Origin of the sequence: Sphaerimonospora cavernae (genome assembly GCF_042435035.1) — a bacterium.
Classification (GTDB): domain Bacteria; phylum Actinomycetota; class Actinomycetes; order Streptosporangiales; family Streptosporangiaceae; genus Sphaerimonospora; species Sphaerimonospora cavernae.
Window position 1 is genome coordinate 50,590 of sequence record NZ_JBHMQT010000011.1, and the last position, 21,183, is coordinate 71,772.

At 64.8% G+C, this 21,183-nt stretch carries 16 protein-coding genes; 6 read left to right on the forward strand and 10 right to left on the reverse strand.

The window, feature by feature from the left end; all coding sequences use genetic code 11:
• Positions 1-320: 320 nt before the first annotated feature.
• Both ACFHYQ_RS07850 and ACFHYQ_RS07855 read right to left on the reverse strand, forming a co-directional pair.
• On the reverse strand, positions 321-851 hold the full coding sequence (locus ACFHYQ_RS07850) for a hypothetical protein (RefSeq protein ID WP_394300418.1): 531 nt from the start codon (positions 849-851) through the stop codon (positions 321-323).
• Between the two features lie 156 nt (positions 852-1,007).
• Positions 1,008-1,268: a lantibiotic dehydratase gene (locus ACFHYQ_RS07855; protein ID WP_394300452.1), complete on the reverse strand. Its 261-nt coding sequence runs from the start codon at positions 1,266-1,268 to the stop codon at positions 1,008-1,010.
• A 69-nt stretch (positions 1,269-1,337) separates the two neighbouring features.
• Between ACFHYQ_RS07855 and ACFHYQ_RS07860 the strand changes: the two genes are divergently transcribed.
• From ACFHYQ_RS07860 to ACFHYQ_RS07870, 3 genes are read left to right on the forward strand one after another with little or no spacing between them, the layout of a single operon-like run.
• Positions 1,338-2,171: a CPBP family intramembrane glutamic endopeptidase gene (locus ACFHYQ_RS07860; RefSeq protein WP_394300419.1), complete on the forward strand. Its 834-nt coding sequence runs from the start codon at positions 1,338-1,340 to the stop codon at positions 2,169-2,171.
• Positions 2,168-3,322, forward strand: coding sequence for a sensor histidine kinase (locus tag ACFHYQ_RS07865; protein ID WP_394300420.1), 1,155 nt, complete (start codon positions 2,168-2,170; stop codon positions 3,320-3,322). The genes ACFHYQ_RS07860 and ACFHYQ_RS07865 overlap by 4 nt, the downstream gene beginning before the upstream one ends.
• Complete coding sequence (locus ACFHYQ_RS07870) at positions 3,319-3,978, forward strand: response regulator (RefSeq protein WP_394300421.1); 660 nt, start codon at positions 3,319-3,321, stop codon at positions 3,976-3,978. Before ACFHYQ_RS07865 ends, ACFHYQ_RS07870 begins: the two co-directional genes overlap by 4 nt.
• 94 nt (positions 3,979-4,072) lie before the next feature.
• Here the strand turns inward: ACFHYQ_RS07870 and ACFHYQ_RS07875 are convergent, their stop codons facing one another.
• Together ACFHYQ_RS07875 and ACFHYQ_RS07880 are read right to left on the reverse strand one after the other, a co-directional pair.
• Positions 4,073-4,960, reverse strand: a complete 888-nt coding sequence (locus tag ACFHYQ_RS07875; protein ID WP_394300422.1) for a phosphotransferase enzyme family protein — start codon at positions 4,958-4,960, stop codon at positions 4,073-4,075.
• Between the two features lie 61 nt (positions 4,961-5,021).
• A complete protein-coding gene (locus ACFHYQ_RS07880; RefSeq protein ID WP_394300423.1) occupies positions 5,022-6,407 on the reverse strand; it encodes an NsdA family TPR-like regulatory protein in 1,386 nt (461 codons plus the stop codon).
• 233 nt (positions 6,408-6,640) lie between these two features.
• Here ACFHYQ_RS07880 and ACFHYQ_RS07885 point away from each other — a divergent pair, with 233 nt between their 5' ends.
• A complete protein-coding gene (locus ACFHYQ_RS07885) occupies positions 6,641-7,246 on the forward strand; it encodes an ATP-binding protein (RefSeq protein WP_394300424.1) in 606 nt (201 codons plus the stop codon).
• A gap of 38 nt (positions 7,247-7,284) precedes the next feature.
• On the opposite strand, the gene drmB is transcribed toward ACFHYQ_RS07885, so the two are convergent.
• The 5 genes from drmB to ACFHYQ_RS07910 all read right to left on the reverse strand — a co-directional run bounded on the left by drmB (position 7,285) and on the right by ACFHYQ_RS07910 (position 19,329).
• Entirely contained in the window at positions 7,285-9,096 is a 1,812-nt protein-coding gene (drmB, locus tag ACFHYQ_RS07890) for a DrmB family protein (protein WP_394300425.1), read from the reverse strand.
• Positions 9,083-12,253, reverse strand: a complete 3,171-nt coding sequence (locus ACFHYQ_RS07895; RefSeq protein WP_394300426.1) for a helicase-related protein — start codon at positions 12,251-12,253, stop codon at positions 9,083-9,085. The genes drmB and ACFHYQ_RS07895 overlap by 14 nt, the downstream gene beginning before the upstream one ends.
• Complete coding sequence (locus ACFHYQ_RS07900; protein WP_394300427.1) at positions 12,250-13,767, reverse strand: NERD domain-containing protein; 1,518 nt, start codon at positions 13,765-13,767, stop codon at positions 12,250-12,252. The genes ACFHYQ_RS07895 and ACFHYQ_RS07900 overlap by 4 nt, the downstream gene beginning before the upstream one ends.
• The gene (locus ACFHYQ_RS07905; protein ID WP_394300428.1) at positions 13,764-18,482 is read right to left on the reverse strand and encodes a DEAD/DEAH box helicase; all 4,719 of its coding nucleotides are present in this window, start codon (positions 18,480-18,482) and stop codon (positions 13,764-13,766) included. The genes ACFHYQ_RS07900 and ACFHYQ_RS07905 overlap by 4 nt, the downstream gene beginning before the upstream one ends.
• Before the next feature lie 394 nt (positions 18,483-18,876).
• A complete protein-coding gene (locus ACFHYQ_RS07910) occupies positions 18,877-19,329 on the reverse strand; it encodes a very short patch repair endonuclease (RefSeq protein WP_394300429.1) in 453 nt (150 codons plus the stop codon).
• Here ACFHYQ_RS07910 and ACFHYQ_RS07915 point away from each other — a divergent pair.
• Together ACFHYQ_RS07915 and ACFHYQ_RS07920 are read left to right on the forward strand one after the other, a co-directional pair.
• Positions 19,328-19,507: a hypothetical protein gene (locus tag ACFHYQ_RS07915; RefSeq protein ID WP_394300430.1), complete on the forward strand. Its 180-nt coding sequence runs from the start codon at positions 19,328-19,330 to the stop codon at positions 19,505-19,507. The two genes, ACFHYQ_RS07910 and ACFHYQ_RS07915, sit on opposite strands and share 2 nt — an antisense overlap.
• Positions 19,508-19,892: 385 nt before the next feature.
• The gene (locus ACFHYQ_RS07920; RefSeq protein ID WP_394300453.1) at positions 19,893-20,933 is read left to right on the forward strand and encodes a DNA cytosine methyltransferase; all 1,041 of its coding nucleotides are present in this window, start codon (positions 19,893-19,895) and stop codon (positions 20,931-20,933) included.
• Positions 20,934-20,972: 39 nt separating this feature from the next.
• Here ACFHYQ_RS07920 and ACFHYQ_RS07925 read toward each other — a convergent pair whose 3' ends face one another.
• Positions 20,973-21,182: a DUF397 domain-containing protein gene (locus ACFHYQ_RS07925; protein WP_394300431.1), complete on the reverse strand. Its 210-nt coding sequence runs from the start codon at positions 21,180-21,182 to the stop codon at positions 20,973-20,975.
• Position 21,183: the final 1 nt, after the last annotated feature.

The following is a 21,183-nucleotide window of genomic DNA, read 5'->3' on the forward strand; positions in this document are numbered from 1 at the left end:
GGATTGTCAGGCGGTGGAGGCGACCAGGGACACCGTGGCGGCGGTCCGCAGGGCGAAGCTGTCCTGCATCCCTTTGTCGCACGCGGTCTCGGGGGCGATGAGGCCCTTGCGCGTAGCGTCCAGGAGTGCATGAACGGCGATGCGAAGCCCGCAGCGGGACCCGGCCGAAAACCGGTGAACATGTCGTCAGCCGCGTCTCGCGAGGAAACTCATCCCCGGCCTGATGCTCGAAGAACCGGCTGAAATACGGGTCGCTCGCCAGGGGGAAGGAACCCCTGCGGGGTCGCCGGTGCGTACAGCGTGGAATCAGTACCCCGGCGTCAGGTGATGGTGAGCGTCGTCACCCCGGTCGCGCTCGTGAAGCCGGTGGTAAGGCACTGCAGCAGCCCTGGTTGCGGAAGCGTGCTGACGTGCAGCGTGCTCCGGCCCTGGAATCGGCCCTGGACGACCTTGCCGGTGGTCGTGGTGATGACCTGGCCGGCCACGGCGGTGCTGCTGCCGCTCTCCTCGATCACGCTGGTGTCTCCTGTGCTCCAGGTGACGGTGCGCTTGCCCTCGAACCCGCCGAGGAGCTCGTTGCAGCCGACGAAGACGGTGGCCTGATTCCCGTAGGAGCCGCTCGTCACCTCGCCCGCACCGTCGATGCAGGAGTTGAACTGGGCATCGATGGTCATGTCGATGTCCCGCTGCTGAAAGGTCACCCCCGGGTTGTAGGTGACGGTCTCGATGCCCTGGCACTGCAGCAGCGTGAGCGGCTGCGCATGGGCGGTCCCCGTCGACAGCGAACTCGCGCCGAGTACGGCGACGGCCGCCAGTGCCAGGGAACGCATGAGTGATCTACTGCCGGTCATGAGCGGTCTCCTCTGTGTGAGCCTGCTGAACCTGCTTGATCTGTTCATGAGACGCGCAGCAGGAGCGACGCGGTTACCGGACGTGAGGAAGTGGCCGAGAACGGCCAAGGCGACAACTGGGCCAAGAAACGATCATGAGTGACCCAGTAGCTGGCCCTAACCTTCGACGACAACCACCGATGGCAGGTTGTTGGCCAACGCCGTCAGGCACGGCCGAAGCCGCGGTTCGGCTTCCAGACGTTCGATCACTCCGGTGAGCCACCCGGTGTCGACCTTGGCGACGGCCTGGTGGCCGGTGCCGACGTGCACTCTGGGCGCGGCGGCGAGCTGCGCGGGCGGTTCGTGAACGAGCTTCGCGGCGTACTTGTCCCCCGTGCGAGCTACCTGCGAATGTCCACTGCGCGGTGACGATTCCAGGCCGTCGAATCCCTAGCGTTCTCGACGTAGCCGCGGTGCTCTGTCGCGGAATCTCGCAAAGGAGTCGTCATGCGACTGTTGAAGCAACTCGTGGCCGTCGCGGCGGTCGCCTTCGTCGGCAGCATGGGCGTGGGTGCGGTGCAGGAGAACACGTTCCTCACCCTGGTCCTCGGTGTCGCGACAGCCGTGCTCTCTGTGTTCGTGTACGCCTGGGTGGTGCAGTGGTCCGAGCGCCGCGCGCCGGTGGAGGTGGCCGCGAAAAGCGCCGCCGCCGGTGTGGGCCGTGGGCTGCTGATCGGTGTCGGGATGTTCACGGCCGTCATCGTGAACCTCGCCTTCCTGGGCTACTACCGGGTCGACGGCCTCGGCTCGGTGACGGGAGCGATCGGGCTGCTCGGCGTCATGGCCGCCGCCGCCGTGACCGAGGAGCTGATCTTCCGCGGCGTCCTGTTCCGGATCGTCGAGGAATGGGCCGGCACGTGGATCGCACTGGTGCTGACCGGCCTGGTGTTCGGCCTGATGCACCTGGCCAACCAGCACGCCAGTCTGTGGGGCGCGATCGCCATCGCGATCGAGGCAGGCGGCATGCTCGGCGCCGCCTACGTCGCCACCCGCAAGCTGTGGCTGCCGATCGGCCTGCACTTCGGCTGGAACTTCGCCGCGGCCGGCGTCTTCAGCACCGAGGTCTCCGGCAACGGTGCGACGCAGGGGCTGCTGCACGGCGTGACGTCAGGCCCGGCCCTGCTCACGGGCGGCGACTTCGGCCCGGAGGCGAGCCCGTACGCGGTCGTGTTCGGCCTGCTGCTGACGATCGTGTTCCTGCGGCTGGCCCGCCGGCGCGGCAACCTGGTCCCCCGGCGGCGCGGCGCCCGGGCCGACGCGACCGCTACGCTCACCCAGTGATCGACTTTCGGCGAGTCCCGGACCTGTGGCGGCGGTCTGACGTCGCGGTCCGGGATTTCCCGTTCGCGCTGCTGCTGGCCGTCGCATCGCTCCTGCCGGCGTTGCGCGGCCACGGGACGCAGCTCGGCGACCTGCCGGCCCGCCCTTTCGACACGCTGGCCGTCCTGGCCATCGCCCTCGAGTGTCTCCCCCTCGCCGTCCGCCGGCGGTGGCCGGCCATCTGTCTCGTCCTGGTGTCACTCGGCTTCGCCCTCGACCAGCTCCGCGCCTACCACACGGTGTCGGGCACCGCACTGCCCATCGCGCTCATCAGCGCGGGCGCCCACCTCGGACGTCACCGGCGCACCGCTGTGGCCCTGCTCTCCGCGACGTACCTGCCGCTGGCGGTCGCGCTCGACCGGGCCGGCTCGGACGAGGGGCTGGAAGGGTACGTGACGTTCTACCTGGCGCTGGTCCTCGCGTGGGGCATCGGGGCCTGGCTGCGCTCCACCCGCACCGCCGAGGCCGAACGCCGCCGCCACATCGCCGAGGCCACCCGCGCCGCCGAACGCACCCGCATCGCCCGCGAGCTCCACGACGTCGTGACCCACCACGTGACGGCGATGGTCGTGCAGGCCGAGGCGGCACGCTACCTGACCGCCGCACCCGAACGCCTCGACGCGGCGCTGAACGCCGTCACCGACACCGGCCGGCGGGCCATCACCGACCTGCGGCACCTGCTCGACCTGCTCAACCCCGACCATCACCCCGACGTCAGGACGCCGTCCGTCCGTGAACTTCAGACACTGGTGGATCAGACGCGCCGAGCCGGGCAGCCGGTGGAGTTCACCGAGGAGGGCGAGCCGGCGGAGCCGGCCGGCAGCGCCGAGTACGTGGCCTATCGGATCGTGCAAGAGTCTCTGACAAACGCCCTCAAACACGCCCATGGCAGCCGTACCGTGGTGCGCGTGCGCTACGGCGAGAGGGAGATCTCCGTGGAGGTCGGCACCGATGGTTCCAGCTCGAGGACCGTCTCTCCCGGCGGAAGCGGGCGGGGACTGGCCGGGCTCCGCGAGCGGGTCGACGCCCTGGGCGGCGAGTTGAGCGCGGACCGGCGGGCGGACGGCGGATTCGTCGTACGGGCGCACATCCCAGCGGGGAGACCGTCGTGAACGCGCCGGTCCGGGTCGTGATCTGCGACGATCAGGCGCTGATCCGCACCGGGTTCGCGACGATCGTCGACGCGCAGCCCGACCTGGAGGTGGTGGGCGAGTGCGGGGACGGCCGCGCCGCGGTCGACCTCGCCCGCCGGCTGAACCCGGACGTGGTGGTGATGGACGTACGGATGCCGGTGCTCGACGGCATCGAGGCGACCCGCCTGCTCGCCGGTGCCGGGGTGGCGCATCCGGTGAAGGTGCTCGTGGTGACGACGTTCAACCTGGACGAGTACGTGTACGAGGCACTGCGCGCGGGGGCAAGCGGGTTCCTGCTCAAGGACGCCCCACCGGCACAACTCCTGCACGGCATCCGCACCGTCGCGACGGGTGCCGCACTGCTGGCACCGGAGGTCACGCGGCAGCTCGTCGGCAGGTACGCGGCGCGGATCCGTCCCGCCCAGGGCACACCGGACGACGTCCCGCTGACGCCGCGCGAGCTGGAGGTGCTGCGCCTCATCGCCGACGGCCTGTCCAACAGCGAGATCGCCGCGGCGTTGGTGATCAGTCAGGAAACCGTGAAGACGTACGTGTCGCGCATCCTCACCAAGCTCGACCTGCGTGACCGCGTACAGGCGGTCGTCTACGCCTACCGCAGGGGCCTGGTGGCGTGAAAGGGCGGTTTGCGAGCTACGGCCTATCCGTGGCCAACCGCGTCGCTCGGCGACCCTGGGGTGCCCTGCTTCCATAAGACCGCGGATCGCGGAGTCACAGTGCATGCCATCTGCGGACGTGGTCTCCTGCCATGAGGGAGGACAGCCGGTTGGACAGCTCCGTACGAGCTGCCGGGTTGTGCTCAGCGCCGCGGATGAAGGCGCTCAGGCTGCGGACCTCACGGATCTCGGCCAGCAGGTCGAGGCCGGAATTCCCGGCCGGGTCGAATCCATAGGCCGTACGGAACTCCCGCCATAGCGAGTGCGGGTAGCCGAAGCGGCGGGGACGCAGGTAGATGGGCATGAAGTCGTATTCGGGCGGGCCGACGCCGACGGAGTCCCAGTCGATGAGCACCCACCCGTGAGCGGGATGCGGGAGCAGGTTGTTGGTGTGGGCGTCGCCGTGCACGATCCCCTGCGACAGCGTGGGGGCGAGCCGCGAGAAGCTCCCTTCCAGCTCCGCACAGCGCGCGATCAGCCAGCCCCGCTCGCCTTCGGACAGGACGGTGGACGCGCTCGCGTCGGCGGCCGTGTTGCCGACCGGGCGGATGGAGGGCAACGGGAACGGCGGCAGCGGATGCCGGTGCAGCGCACGCAGCAGGCCGGCGAGGTGCGTGACGTCGGCCTGCCGGCCGTCGAGAGGCGGCAAATACTCCCAGAAGGTCACGAGGTGAGCGCCGACGACGACGGGCTGGGCCACTTCCAGCGGTCGGAGCGCGGGAAAGCCCTGGTCGGCCAGCCAGGCGGCGGTCTGTACGGCGATGCGCATGCGTTCGAGTGCTGAGGCGTTGCGAACGCGAGCGACCGCGTTCTCCCGCGGCAGGTGGTAGATCGCATTGGCGTGGACACGAAGCAGCCGAGCCCCGTCACAGGCGAGCCCCGCCTGTCGGCAGGCATCAGCCAACGCCGTCCTGTAGGGGGCGTCGACCGGCTTCGTGCTCATCGCTCCCCGTGTCGCCCGACTCATCAGAGGGTCGGGCCTCGCCCCCCTGCTCCCCAGAGCATTACGCAACTCCGGCCAATTCATCATGCACGCGCTCATTGAAGGCGGCAACGCGCGGTTCGCCGACGGGAAGTGATCGGCGGAAGTTCTGGAACCGGCTGTGGACCCGGCTGGACATGATGCTTCCGACGGTAGGAATCGCCTGTTCGGCGACCGCCAGGGCAGCATCGAGATCACCGGTCTTCACGTGGGCGGAGGCCAGATTCAGCTGGCAGAACAGCCTGTCGCGGGCACGGTCGGCGCTCTTGCCGGTGAGCGCCTCGTCGAGGCGTGGAAGCGCGGCGGTCGTGTCGCCGATAACGACCAGCGAGTGGGCGACCTCCGCCGCGAGTTCGGGCGGGTCGAAGTAGCCGATCCACCCTGGTTCGTCGCCGAGGTTGCCGGCGTCGAGTTCGCGTTCGGCGGCGATGAGGGCTTGGCGGCAGGCCGTTGCCGCGTGAGCGTCGCCCTTCTCGTACAGCCGGGCACACGCGCGGGCCTCGGCCGCGTAGGCCAAGGCGCGTACGGCAGGTGTGGTGGTGGTCAGGGCGATGTCGTCGTGGGCGGCGCGGGCGAGGTAGAGCGCCTCATCGGCGTGATCGCGGTTCAGCGCCTGCTGGCTGAGCCGTACCAGCACGAAGGCGTCGAAGCCTCGCGACTGGGCGCCGGAAGCCTTGGCCAGGCGCAGCGCCTGGATGTAGTAGCGCTGGGCCAGGCCGTGCCGTTCGAGGTCATAGGCCATCCATCCCGCCAGCTGCAGCATCTCAGCCGCGGCGGCGAACAGGGCCCGGCCCACAGCGTCGGTGTAGCTGCCGCGCAGCAGAGGAGCCACTTGATCGTGCAGGTACGCCGTGACGGCGCTTCTTACTAGGCCCCCACCTCTGGCGTGGTCGAGGCCGGCGAACCACGCGCACGTCTCCCGGATCCGGTCGACCTGGCGGTGCGTCACCTGGCGGGTTTCCGCCTGCCGGTCGATCGTCGCGTCGGCCAGGCCGTACCGCCATCCGGTGATGGCCTCGGAGATCGCGACCGGGGCGAAGTCGAGCATGGCCAGCGCTCGAGCCCGTGCGTGGTCCATCTCGCACGACAGCAGTTCGGCGACGCACTCGACGGTGACGGGCAGGGATCGTTCGTACCGCAGGGCGAGGTCGGAGATCGCTGGGGCGAAGGTCACGGGCCAGACGTCGTTCAGGGTGACCGAGCGGCCCAGGCGTGCGGCAAGCACAGCGACGATCACGCGGGCCACCACCAGCTCCGGCACCGTCGTCCCGGCCAGGTAGCGGCCGATGCTCACCCGGCTCACGCTCAGCCCGGCCTGGCGGGCGAGCGGATGGGAGCTGACCGCCGAGGCGAAGCTCTCGTGCTTACCGAAGCCGGCCTCGGCGTACAGGCGGGCAAGTCCAGTCATTTCGTCCTTCCCTTTCAACTGAGGAGGACAGCGAGGCCCGCAGAATAACAGTCTGCAATCGGTCCGTCACTGACATGTTCACTGATGAACATGGCGACCTTCCTGAACGTGGACCAGGCGTGAAACGCCTGGTCAGAGGCTTTTCTTTGGGGTTTTCTGAGGCTCTCGCAACCGCGCGGAAACCAGCGCAGCTGCTTAAGACTGCGACACCCCGACGCCGAAGGAGACGGCAAATGATCCCTGGCTGGTGGCAGCGCGCCTTCCCGGGCGAGGCGCGTCAGCTCCACGAGGTACGCAGGTACGTCGACGGCCTGCTGACCGACGACTGCCCCGATCGGGATGTCGTCATCGCCTGCGTCGCCGAGCTCGCCTCCAACGCCCTGACGCACACCCGCTCCGGCAACGGCGGCACCTTCGTCGTCCACGTCCAGAGGGCAACCAATGCGTTGCGCATCGCCGTCGTAGACGCCGGAGCTCAGACAACGCCAGCCATCCGGGTCGCTCAGAACGGGGACCTTCTCGAGGGTGGCCGCGGTCTCGCGATCGTCGCGAGTCTCAGCGATCAGATGGGAGTCGAAGGGGACGAGCGGGGCCGGACCGTGTGGGCCGAGTTCCGCTGGCCAGAGCAACAACCGGCGTGCCCGATGTCATCGAAGACCGACACCGCTCGCGCCCTCGTCGAGCTGGGCACCGAGTTCAGTGCCTGGGTGTGCTGGTTCGGCAACAAGAGCCACCAATGGTGGGCCATGCCCCGGACGTCCCAGCCGCTCCTCATCGCCGCCGCGTCAGCGCACGACCTCGCACACCAGATCGCCACCATCGAGCAGAACGGCCCATGACCTGCCGCCTGGCCGACCGATTATGGCTCTCACTCGGGTCATCCTGTAACGGTTACCTGGCGCACCTCTGTCAGAACTTTGTCCAAGAAGCCGACGACGCTTCCTCCTCCGAGCACCAGTTGACGGTCGAGCAGCCTGTTGCCGGTCTCGCATGAAGTCTCGCTTACTAGGGAGCAACCGTGACAAGCCGACAGATTGAGCTGCGAGGAACCCTGGCTGTCGCTCTCGATACACACCGGGTCGTTCGAGCAGACATCCGCGTCATCGAGCGCGGAGACGAGCAGCGGGATCAGCTTCTCCGGCTGTCCCAACCGAACGAGTCCTCCGAGAGTTCCCTGGGCGTCCCCGGCTGCCGTGTAGATGAAGATGCCAGCGGTCTTATCCTTCCGGTCGGAGTTCGCGTAGATCCGTTCCTGCAGCGAGGCCGATGCGTAGCCGCTGGCGAACGCCAGCCTACGGATAAGCAGGTGTGACAATGTGTGCAGAGCGATGTAGCGCGGCTCGGGAACGTCGAGTCGTTCAGCCCACGGGACGCTCGTCCGGCGCTTCATGAGAATGCCTGCGCGCGCCCGAACGCTCGGATGCGCTTCCCATTGTGCAAGCTTGTCCTCGTCGAACCTCAGAAAGATCCCCTCACCAAACATCTCAACTGCAGGATAAGTGGGAAACCTGCGCCGATCAGGTCCAAGGTCGGCGGTGATCAGGTCAGACTCTGCGCTGTGGCGCCGGAATCCACGCAAGGCGCGCACCTCGCGTACCCGGTGAACCTGCCCGACGCCAGCGATTCGGCTGACGAGACTCTCCGGTCCTGAGGTTGCGTTCAGGTTCCATCCGTCGACGACGAAGTCGCCGCCGCTGCGGTCTCGCCCATCATCGAGCTTCTTCAGGAAGGCGGCCCACTCCCCGTCTTTGAGATCGAGCAGCACCTCATCGGCCGCAACCTCGTCCTCTATCGCGACGTTGAGGACGATCTCCGAAGTCACCCCGAGTTCTTCGGCTATCCATCCCGCAAGCATCTCTGCCTGAGGACCACCATTGTCCGCAACGAGCTTCCCGAAGTAGACGTGGCCGCGGATCTTATCGGCAATTTCTGCGGACTGAGGGCGTTCCTCGGGGATATCGAGCGCCGAGATCCGCTCAGCGATGTAGTTTCCCGTCGCCCCCCGCTGGACCGCCACAAGATGGTGGTTGCATGGTTTCTTTGCGGAGTCTTCCGGCTCCCAGGGTTGCCGGCCGACACAGGAGATGCCGTCACGGTGCAGGGCGTCTTTCTTCACAAGCTCCGAGAGTGACCGTGTGTGTCCGCACCCGTAGCACTTGACCTGAAGAGAGGCCAGGCCCTCGCCTCGACCGGACAGCCTTTCGAACCGGAGCTCCTTGTAGGCGCGGCAGAAGCGAACAGATTCGTCGAGGGTCGCCTCGCGGCCACGGTGCGCCCACATGAACCACGGAATGTCCTGGGCGTGACTGCCCTGTTCACATACCGCGATATAACGCATCGGTACAAGGAAGCCGCCACACTCACAGGTGTTGCTCCACTTGCCCTTCCTCTTTCCGGTCAGCTTGGAGAGCTTGGAGCACCTTTCGCAGAACCGCCAGGCGGGAAAGCGCCAGTAGAGCAGGGCCGCTGTGTCCTTGCCGGAACGGCCCGCATGGGTCGGCGGCTGCCTGAGGACGCCGGCACCGAGCCGTGCTAGGAGTCGCTCACAACTGATCTCAGGGGCGTACTTCTTGTCCCACCAGGATGTGTCGGGCGCGATGAGCGACTCGCCTTGGACGTCCACGATCGCGCCGACACCGAAGGGTGTGATTGTCTCGGATAGCCGCAGGTCATGCCTAATCTTTTCCATGGTGCACCTCCTCCTGCGGTTCCTGAACGTTCACCGCTACGTTCGGTTCAACTGACCTCATCGAGTCGCCGACGAGCCACCCCTCTCCGGACTGTCCGAATTTTTTGAGCAGCGCTCTGTCGACCTTTGCTGATCGCATATAGCCGAACGTCTCATCCGCTTCGCGGGCCGATCTCGCTCGTCGGTCCCAGTCACGTAGAAGGCTCCAGACCGCCTCTCGCGTCTCGTCCACCTCGACATCGTCGGCTCGAGCCACATATCCGAGAAAGCGGTCAACGAGGCCAGCCACCGCATCACTGAGCGCCGCGTTCTCGAGGTCGAACCGTCCTGCCGCATCGTTGTCGGCTAGTTGGGTGAACGATTGCCGCACCAGTGCCACGAGCGCTCCGGCCAGCGAGCGCTCTCGCGATGCCAGTGACCAGGGCGTCACACTCGTCGGCTCGACGCTGCGGTAGAGCGCCTCGTGGTAGCCGCGGAAGGTCTCGAAGTGCGACCGGTCCCGTGCACGACTAGACCTGAAAAGCGTCACCACGATGCCATTCGTGTCGCCGCGCCCGACACGGCTCGTCGCCTGGATGTATTCGGCGGTTGTTTTCGGCTGCCCGACCATGAGCATCAGGGCCAGTCTGGGGATGTCGATGCCGACCGAGAGCATGTTCGATGACAGGACGACATCGATCGCTTCCGGAGACTCGTCCACACGGACCCGGAGCGCCCGGAGGTCGCTCGGGAGCTCCTCTGCTCCCCTCCGACTCGTCAATTCCAACACACGCTCGGCCCTTACTGGTCGCAACGGCAGACCCAGGCGTTCCGCGCGGGGCTCGAGGCGGGCACGTACGTCGTCGACGACGAGAGTTCCGGTACGTCCGAGCTCTCGGAGAGAGTTGTGGTACATGACCAGCGACCAGTAGGCGTCTCTGGTTGCGACGGGTTCGTGACCGGCGGAGAGGACCTCGGGTATCTCGATGAGCGGGGTGACCGCGGAGATGACAGCCGAGGGCTGGGACACCGACTGCGGCATGAGCCCGACGTAGAGCCGGCCTTCGCCGCTCTCGACGGGGCGCGAGAAGAAGGTCCGGTCGTCATCGAGTCCAGACGGCGGATATAGCGCCACCTTGCGTCCGTACAGTCCCTGGACCTGATCATCTGAGGCGCGGATGGTAGCCGTGGAGGCGACGATCTTCGGGCTGGAGCCCGTCCGGCTCAGTAGGAGCTGAATCACGGCGTCGAACACCGCGACGGTAGTGCCTAGCGGCCCAGACAGAAGATGCAGCTCATCCTGAATGATCAAAGAGGGCTGCTTGAACGTGGTTCCGAGGCCCAGAAGACTTCCCGCCTCAGGCCTGAACTGGAGTCGGGCGAACTTGTCGACGGTCGCCAGCAGGATCGTGGGCGGATCGTCGTACAGGACGTCATCGACGACGGCGAGCGGCAGTTCCTCCCTGAAAGGACACGCGTGGTCAACGCAGTGCAGAACGACGTCCCTACCGACCAAGCGCATGCCGTAATCTCTCGCCTCCATGCTCTTGGTCTTGGGAACCATCGGCGTCAAGCACCAAGGGCAGCTTTCCACTTGAAACTGGTTCGCTTCTTCGGGGCGTGCTGCCTTCAACAGCCGTTCCAGCGCTGCTTTCGCGTCCGAGCGTGTTCCGGGTGTGACCTCGTTGCCCACCCACAGGCCGATCGTGAAGGGCGACATTCCCTTCACCCGAGAATCGGTGCCGCGTAGCAATTCCATGGCACAGATCAACGCGGCCGCTCGCTGGAACTGCTGGGAGGTCAGAAGCCGCAGGGTATACCTGGTTATCACAGCGGTGCCGCCACCCGCCGTGCCGTCGGCCAGTCGGCGGCGGAAGATTTCGATCGCCGCGAGGCCGAGATATGCCTCAGTCTTACCGCCGCCGGTCGGGAACCAGATGAGGTCGACGAGGTCGCGGTCATCGTGCTTCTCGTCGAACGTGGAGGCGAGCGAGACGAGCAGGAATCCGAGTTGGAATGGCCTCCAGTGCGGTTCCTTCGAAGCGGCTTCAGAGCCGTCTCGATTGATCGAGGACTGGCGCATCTGCAGACGCATCGCCGTCATGCCGAGAGAGAAGGCCGTACGAAGGCGGCCCTGCGACCGATCGCGAAGCAGCGCGACTCCGGCCCGCATCCGCTTGACCGCGTCCTGGGACCGGCCGGCGATCCTTCGAGCCGCTTCGATCTCGTCGGCGAACTCTTCGGCTCGCTGTGTTTGCTTGTCCACCCAATCGGCGAACGCATCGACGAACGCGTCCAGAGATCGGAGCACCGACTCGGGGTCCTGATCCATCCGCATGAGATGAGCGAGTTTCAAAGAATCCGCTTCGGCGGTGCCTTCGGCAAAGCCTGTGGTCTCGATGGCAGGTACGACAAACGCCGGCACCGGATCGAGGAAGACCTTGGTACAGCGACCGTTCGTGACGTCCCAGTCAGCGGCCATGCCGTGCCCGACTGCATAGACCTTCCGGTTGCGGTACCGGAGCCGCAGCTCAGCGGTCTCAGGGTCACCGCCGAGCAAGCGGGTGGTGTCGTACTCCACGATCTGTGCGTCCGCAGCGGGAGTAACGGACAGTCCCACCTGGAAGAGCATCTGAGTGATGTCGAGACGATCGTCTCCAGTAGATTCGGATAGCACTCTGAGATGGACCGTGACCAGGGAGTCCCCCCTGAAATCACGCCAACGCGATCCGATCTCGACAGGCACGCTGCCCACTGTCAGATTCTGCGGACCCTGGCCCTTCCTAAGCACGATCTTGTCGGAGTCGAACGGACTCCGATGCCACCTCGGTGGCCCGTCGTCGGCAGATGCCTGAGAGTACGTACCGCACGAGAAGTGCGCCTCGACACAATCACCGTCGGTGACGAAGGAGATCGCTACTGAGGAAGGGCGCCAATCCTCTGCCAACGGGACGGCGGCGCCGTCCTCCTCGATGTCTCGCTCCGGCACGTCAGCCGAAAGCTCACCCTCCGGTTCGGCACGATCCCCGCTGTCAGCCAGATGGGCAGGGAATAACATCCCGACGGCGTATTGCCGGTTCGGGAGGTTGCTCGTTACCTCTTCCTGTCCCCCGTCTGGCCCTACATAGGCGTTCCGGAGGTGCTTCAGCGCAGCACACTGCGCCTTGGTGAGGTTCACTTTCCAACCTGCTTCCGGATGAGCTCCTGCAGCCGCTGCTTGTCCTCTTTGGAAGCGACGACATGAAGTGTGACCCGTGCTCTGGTGACGGCCACGTAGAACCCGGCGAGTCCGTGCTCGTCATAGACCTCGGGCAGGTCACAGACGATCACGTGTTCTGCCTCCAACCCCTTCGCATAGCGCGGGCTGGTCACAGTGAAACCTGCGGCACTCTGAACGAGAGCATCATCGGATGTGACGCTGATGATCCATATATCCTCACGCCGGGCACCGTCATCGACAAGCTCACGCGCCAGCCCCTCGGCGGCAGCCAGGCCGGCTTCGGCGGCGGCCCATCGCCACTGCACCCGCTCGCCATTAACGATTCCAGGGTCCCCGATGTCAGCCCCCAGGTACTCCTGAACGACGTGGACGATCGCCCTGGTGTTGCGCACGTTGCGGTTGAGGTCGAGAAGCAGGGCCTCGTCGGACACGAGTTCGTAGACATCCGGGTCGAAGGAGCCGTCGATGTGTGCCTGGTTGTTGGGATCGAGGAACATCCGCCACCGACCACCAGCGCGTCCTCCCTTTATAACGAGGTCCAGCGCATCCATTCCGTCGGCGTTCATGAGGTCCTGCGCCTCGTCGACGAGGACGACGTCGTACTTCCTCTCACCGTTGAGCTCCGCGAAGGGGCGGAGCTCGATCGCACGGCCTGCGATACGTGTAAAGAAGAAGTCGACCAGTGCCGGCGAGTGGAAAGTGATCAGGACGGACCTGCCCTCGCTCGCCTCCTGCTTCGCGGCCTCGGCCAGGACGAGGGACTTCCCGGTACCCGCCCCGCCTACCACCATAAGGCGCTGGTTGCGGGAGAGCGCGGACAGTACGCGCGCCTGGTCGTCCGTCGCCCGGTTCTGCTCTTCGATCACCGCTCCACGCTGAGCATCGATCACTGGCATCCGTGTGAACTCACCGAACAGGCGTGCCCGTAAGCGGTCAAGACGCGCGACCTTCACTCCGTATGGCGCCGTCTTCGCTCCATCGACAACGGCCTCGAAGGCTGCGGCCATGGTCGCGATGCTCATCTCCTGCTTGGCCCACCAGTGGCTCCCCTTCCACTCGACCCCCGGAGGGGGGGCCTCTATATCAGGCGTAATGACGACCGCCTCACTCGCGTACCAGCCGATGCCTTCTTCCTGAAGGATCGTTCGCAACGCGTGCATGGCCGACTGGGCCTGTCGCATCGGAGATTCGCGAAGCTTCTGCCAGTCGCCACGCCGGTCGACGGTGTACCAGAGGCCGTCGTGCTTGCTCACACCCCCACCCTTGACCTCCACCAGGATGACGACGTCCTCCCACAACACGACGAAGTCCGCCTCTGCCTGTTGCTTGACCTCGTGAGTTCGGAGCGAAATCGAGTGAAACGCAACGGCTCCGTCTGGGGCGTCGATAGCGCTCAGAACACGTGCTACACGGCGCTCCGCACCGCTCGTCGCCGTCGCCTCGATGTCAGCGAGATCCGGAACGAGAATCATGCGCCCTGCTCCAGCCAGAGCTCCTCGTACTCGCGGTAGCCAAGGAAGTCGCTGACCGCGCCGAAGTTGTCGGCGATGTCGACGATCAGGCACTCCTCTTTGCCGAGGTTCTTCGGGCCGCGAAGGCCGCGCCCGGCCATCTGGATGTAGGCGCTCGGGCTGAACGTTGGGCGTGCGATGTAGAGGGCCCGGACACCAGGGGCGTCGAATCCTTGGATCAATAGGTCGCAGTTCGCGAGTACACGAATCTCGCCCGACTTGAAACGCTCAATGACATCCCGGCGCTGCTGCCGACCGGTCTGTCCGCTCACCGCGGCGGCCTCGACCTCGCGGTAACGCAGGGTCGCTGCGAGTACCTGCGCGGACAGCACGTTCGGGGTAAACACGAGGATCGGCCATTCCGGATCCTGCCGCATGATGTGGTCCACGAGGATCGCCATGCGTGCTTGGTCTCCGCCGATTCGATCAAGCACCTTTGGCTCAAGCTTGCGCTGTCTCCGGACCTGGGACAGCTCGTCGGCATCCAAAGCGACGTCAATTCCGGGAAGCACCTCGTGCTGGACGCGAGCGAGCACACCGATCCGGGAGAGCTCATGGTAGGCGTTGCTCCCCTCGAAAGCCTTGATCTTGTTGTGTCCGAACCGTGCGGCCAGCTCCTTCGTCTGGGTCCCGTCGCCCATCGACCCCTTGAACGGCGTCGCAGAGAGGCCAATGAGAGGCCGCTCCCATCTGCGCCCGTCCACCCCGAGCCATCTCAGGATTTTTGTGTACCTGGTAGAGCTCCCGGCTCGGTGAGCTTCGTCAACGATCACTGTGGAAGCGTTACTCAACCACTCGTATTCCGGGATACCGATAATCGCGTCCAGCTTCGCGTCTGTGGCGACGATAGCGCTGAATTCGGTGTCCGGTTCGTGGACCGAATTGCTCTCCCAAAGCCTGCCGATCGCCAGCGGACGTTCGTCGCCGAGGCCGCGCCATACCGTGCTCCAGGTCTGCACCGCCTGTTCGCAGAGTTCGACGGACTGCGCGATCCAGAGCACTGGCCCCCGCAAGGCGCCGTCGATGAACAGCCGCAGGACCGTCTCTGTAGCCACGCGCGTCTTCCCAGCACCAGTGGGAAGCTCGACCATGGCCTTAATTGAGTTGCCGTTCGGCTCCTTGAGAGTCAGGGCGTCCCTCAGTCGGGCACTGATCTCTCTCTGGAAGGTGTGCAGTGGGTTCAGCTTGATGGCCCCGGGAACGATGAACTCATCCTCCTGGCGCTGGTTCCGTAAACCGGCGTACTCGGCGCCGAACCCCATCTTCCGCAGCCACGCGATAGTCGCTGCTCCTCCAGCCCAGGCCGCAGGAACGTCCGTGTATCCCTCGTTGCGGAACTGGTCCGCGAGCAGCCGGATCGAATCGCTTCTGTAAACGGTAAGGAAGAGCTCTGCGACAGAGGTCGCGTCGTCCACCAGCCCCTGTGTCTCGAGTGCCGACCATAGACCCTTGGGCAACTCCTCGCGGAGGGTGTCGTCCCCAAAGAACACTTCCAGGCGCTCCGCATCGGAGACGGCCGCTTTCGCGGCCTGGCGCTGCTGCTCGAGGCGCTGGTCCAGGCCCGCCTGCAGCACTCTGCTTAGCTCGGCATTGGACAGCCTCAGGTCGAACGCCTCGTTGATGACCTCCAGGGCTCGCCGCTCTTCAAGATCCGCCCGTACGACAAGCGAAAGTCCGTCGAGGTGCCAGCTGAGCGACTGGTCCTCCACGCCGTCCTCGGTCGTCACGCGCTTGGCAAGCCGCACAGCCCTCGTGATGGTGGCGTTCATGACCTTGTCCGCCACGAAGGTCGAGCGAAGCCCGGGGTACAGGTCGATGATCCGTTCACCGTCCTGTTGCCCCTCGATCAGCATGGAGAAGGAGAAGCTTTCCTCGAAACTGCGGCACCCCACAACCTCTACCAACGCGGAGATGTCGTCGCTCTCCGCCCTGAGATAGGGCCTCTGTCGAGTTGCCAGGAAGCGTTGCTCTTCGTCGGTCGTCGCGATGTACACCGAATTCGGCGGCCGAGACTCGACACCCTGTCCTACACGAGCCGGGATGCGTGACGGATGTCCCTGCGGGGACACGATGCTGCTCACAGTGATGACGAATGCCGTCAGAGTGCGGTCCTTGACACGAGGTGGAAAGAGCTCCGCCTCGAGGGCTTCCCGCAGCACGTCCGGCGGCACCTGAGTCAGCTCACCGGGCAGGTTCAGCGCATCCTCGACCTGCCGGGGACCTCGGTAGAGCGGAAGCAGATCTTCGAACTCGACGAGCGCCGCCGACACGATCTTTTGGGGGGACCGGAAGCCTCTGGTGGATTTGAGCAAACCTGCACGCTCTACCGCCCATCGAAGCGGCGACGCCACCCGGTACGTCTGGCCCGAATCGAGGTCCTCGACGGTCCAGGGCTGGTCGCCGAACCCGAGCAGTTGCGTCGTCCACACCTCTCGAGTCTGCTCGGGCGCGCCTGAGTCTCGTAGCATGATGAGGACCGAGAACGGACCAGGTCCGGTGTTCTCGACAAACTCAATACGCGCAATCTCCCGTTCACCCGGGCCTCGCTGGGCATTGAGAGAGTTCATCACATACCGGCGGTAGTCCTCGAAGAAGACTTCGTCCTCCGTCGAATACTGCTTCACCGGGCCGTAGACGACGCCAGCCGCATGCGCCACCTGTGGGACGCACCGGTGCCGGTCCAGCAGTCGCCCGCTGAACTCGTTTCCGAGTCCGTCGATGTCCAGGACCTCGCTGGGCCATGACCATTTGCCGTCACACGTCGGCACCTTGATGTATCCCGTAGTGTCCTTCGACACCATCTTCACGGCTACTGGCACCGGCACGTCGAGGACCGCGTCCCAGAACTTGATCAACTCCTCGTCGCCGGACGTCAAGGAGAGCTTGTTAAAACGTGATCGGAGGATGGCGAGGGGGTCCAGGTTGCGGAACCCCCGAACGCGCAGATTCTCTTCGATTCCCGGGATTGCAAGGAAGTCTGCGGCGACGAAGCTCGCGCCCTCGATGTCGATATCGTCGACCCGCCGCAGGAAAACGTTGCTACTGTCCTTCAAGGCGCACAATCCGCGCGTGGTTGGGATTACTCGCGCGGTCTCGACGCCTTCGATCTCGCTGTGATGGACGACGAAGGCGAATGCTCTCGCTGCGGAAGCAGGATCTGTGCCCTCGGCCCACTCACGCAACCAGGTCAGGATGCCGCGCTTTGGCAGCTTCTCCAGCGCTCGCTTCTCTTCCCGAGCATTGATCTCCAGGTTATCTGGGGTGGCGCTGAAAATGCAGAGCTGGCGCAAGCGAGCGGCTCTCTGCGGGTTTGCATAGCAGCGCCAGTGCGGAACGTCATCTCCTGTGTTCGGAGAGTTGATCCAGTTCTCGTGATCTCTCTCCGAGACGCTGATCATGAAGTCAAGCGGGCGAAGATCTTCCGTCTTCTTCAGACTGCCCGTGGCGTCGGGAACGATTTCGAGCTTTGACGCGGTCCTCGGCACATGGGAACAGAGAACGTCGTCTCCGAACGAGAGCGCCTCGCGGCCACGCGCCGGCATGTACTCGAGGTGAGCAGCAGGGTCATTCGCTGACACGACCTTGGGGAGCATCCCCACGAAGATCTCGGAGAGAGTTGCCAGGATCTCTCGGTTGTAATTGTTTTCGAGCAGGGTCGTCCGGTCGTCGTTGACACTCCACGGGGCATTGAACAGAGCCGACGCAGAGGTCTTGTCCTGCAGCGGGAAATACGACCAGAACTCACCGATCCTGAGCCGCCCTATGCGGGTAGGCATCGCGACTGTGACCTTGACCTGGTCGCGGGAGACTGCTTCTCCGACCTCAGCCCGGGCCTGCTGGGACGGAGAGTGCATCCGGTTCCCGACGATCCACTCGTCACCGCTCCCGTCTGGACCCTCAATCCTGAACCGATTACCGTTGAGGTATCGGGAGACGTGCCTCGTACTGAATGACTCGTCTTCGGTACCGATGACCCAGAGCCGGACCTCGCGCACGTCGGTGACGAACAGGAGGAATTCCGACCGGAAGGTGTGAATCTCCTGCTTCAGGCGTGTCAAATTCGAAGCTTGAGGCAGCTTGACGATCGTCACCGCCCACTCGGCCAGTTCGGCAAGCACCGGATCTTCCGCGAACGCGCGCTCAGCATCGATCAGAGTGGCGGTCCGCAGCACAGGGAGCCTCTTCACCGGCGCTCCGACACCGGCGATCGCAGCCCTCGCCTCGGCCGAGTTGAACTCGAAGGAGACCGATCGGCTGAACACCTGGGGGGCATCGGTCACCGCAAGAACCGACTTGAAACCCAGGCCGAAGCGCCCGATCTCGTCGCCACGCTTGCCGCTGAGATGCGCGTGAGTAATCGCCGTTAAGCCACTCTTCGAGAACGGGCGCCCGGCATTGGCGCAGTACAGCGTCGCGGACCGCATATCGAGGATGATTTCTACCCGGCCAGCACCGAAATGGTCCGCGCTCCCACCGGACATGGCATCCGCCGCATTTTGCACTAACTCAAGGAGCGTGCGGTTGGCGTACCCACCGACCCGGATCGACTCCTCATGGTTCGCGTGCTCGCTGATCAGGTTGGGGTCCTCGCGGTACGATCCGATCGCCCGATCGAACTGTTCTTTGACCTCTTGCGCGAGTCTGAGATCCGGTAGCCAGTCTTGCTGCGCCGCCATTACGCCCCATGTTCTCGTGCCCGGTCTCGCAGGTACAGCCCCTCCGACATCCGGCAACCCGCTGGCGAAAATCACCACCGCAGCGCGCAAACCAGGTGGCACAGGCCTGCAACTGCGAGGGACGTTACCGGCATTACCAGCGCAACGGTAGTCCCCGCCTGAGCCTTTTCCCGTAACGATTCAGTTGCGCAATGTAGCAGTGCGCCGACTGGCCCAGATCGTATGCGTTGCCCACTTAGGTCATATGTTCGACATCCGCCGGACGACCGCGCCGTTCCTGCCCTCCTTGCTCGATACCGAACACTGTTCGTGGCCATGCAAGCACGATCATCCCGTGGGAACGTCGGTCTGCACCCCGTTCTCTCGAGCCACGCGTTAACGGCGGAGCGGTCTGTCAGGCTCTCCGCCCGCCGCGCTGTGCGGCGCGGACGGTACAAACCACCGCCGCCACACGCCGTGCCGCCTCCCCAGGGTCCTCGTGCTCCCAGATCCTGATAACTGACCAATCCGCCGCCTTGAGTAGGCGGTCAGTCTCCTCGTCTCGCTCTCGATTGCGGCGGACTTTCTCTGCCCAGTACGCGGCATTCGTCTTGGCCACACTGTGATGTTCGGGGCATCCGTGCCAGAAACAGCCGTCGACGAAGACTGCGACGCGAATGCGAGGGAAGACCAAATCGGCTGTACGGCGGAGCGCAGAGAGGGGGCGGACGGCAACTCTGTACCGCAGGCCGAGTGCATGAACGGCTCGCCGCAAAGCGAGTTCGGGCTTGGTGTCACGATGCTTGTTGGATCTCATGCTCGCCCGCGTCGCTTCGCTCGAAGCCCACGACTCTACCCTCGACCCCATGAGGTCCAAGGTAGCGGGCACCACCGCCGGTCCTATGGACTCGGACGTTCCGGGATCCCATGCACTCGACAGCCCAGGTGATCGGCTCACACAGGCGAGCTGCCAGCTCAGGCCGCTGGGCGTCGCGTACTACCTGTGGCTGGCCTCCACCCTGGCGGACCAACGGATCAACCTCTGACTGGATCGGCGACTGCTCACCGCTTGGTGGGACTCCCCCCATCAGAGCTCGAAGGTTCCGGGCGGATCGGGGTCGGGCGAGCTGGGAGTTGGTCGGTTTCTCCCACCAGCCAGCGAAGGAACCCGATGACGTGCGCATTCATATTGGAGTCAACTGCGGCAACAGCCTCCTTGGCCCGGCGATGAAGATCTGGCTCAGGCCGGTACACAGCGGAAGCGTACCTGTGCTTGCTGGGCATGATCCCACGATGTCACGGTGGCTAGCCACCGTAAACAGAGAGTATGCTTGCGATCGTTATGCAGATCTCCGATGGTTTATTCACAGCGGGTATACGCCTGCATTACCCTCTGTGACATCACCGTAGCCAGGAGATCATGTGCACGCCATGCAGATTGTGGATCTGTTCGCCGGGCCTGGCGGACTCGACGTGGCAGCAACCTGGCTGGGCCTCCCTGCAGTCGGCATCGAGTGGGATTCGAACGCCTGTACCACTCGACGTGCAGCACGCCTACACACCAGGCAGGGAGATGTTCGCGACTTCGCGCCTGGAGACTTCAGAACAGCTCAGGTCCTCGCCGCTGGGCCACCCTGCCAAACGTTTACCGTCGCAGGATCCGGCAAGGGACGCCACGCCCTCGACGACGTACTCGGATTCGTCAAGCGCATGGCTGCCGGTGATGACGTCACAGGTGATCTGAAAGAGATGAAGGACGAGCGGACGGCTCTAGTGCTGGAACCTCTACGATGGGCCCTTGCGGCGATCGACGATGGACGCGACTACGACGCGATCGTCTTGGAGCAGGTACCAGCCGTCCTCCCTGTTTGGGAAGCGATGGGCGAAGCTCTTGCTGGCAAGGGCTACCGAGTAGCACATGGCGTGCTACGCACGGAGCAATATGGAATACCGCAGACTCGCCGGCGAGCAGTTCTCATTGCCCGTCGCCACGGCGAAGCCACGCTACCCAAGCCAACTCACCGTCCATATCGCAAGGGAGTGGCACGCGCAGAGGGAGACGTGAACCTACTCCCTTGGGTAACGATGGGCGACGTGCTGGACTTGCCAGAGCCCTTCGTCGTCGTCTCCAATTACGGCACCGGAGGCGACCCGAAGGCGCGTGGTCGACGTGTCTCTACCGAACCGTCATTCACCGTCACCGGAAAGGTTTCCCGCAACCGAGTCTTGTTACCCGGTAGAGGCGACCGTCGCTTCAGCTATGCCGAAGCAGGACAACTCCAGACCTTTCCTTCCGACTATCCATGGAGCGGCAGCGACATCGCTCAACAGATCGGCAACGCCATCCCACCGCTACTGGCCGCCCATGTACTCGTCGCCGCCCTCGATCTTGACCCTAAGTCGCTCGAAAAGTACACCGCTTCGCGCTTACCCAAGTGGTTCGCTACCGTGAATCCCAATTTTTTGGATTAGATGACCCACTCAAAGATCGCACCAGCAAGATCGCTGCTACTACCAGCACTCCCCGGATTTGACTCTGTTGAGGAAGGCGATCCACTCGGTGCTCGTGAAGACGAGAACGGGAGAGGCCGGGTCCTTCGAGTCGCGCACGGCCCGCCGTCCTCCTGACAGAGCGGCGACTTCGACGCACTGGTCGCCGCTCCCGCTGTAGGAGGACTTGCGCCACCGCGCTTTGACGAGTTCGTTCCTGATATCGTCCATG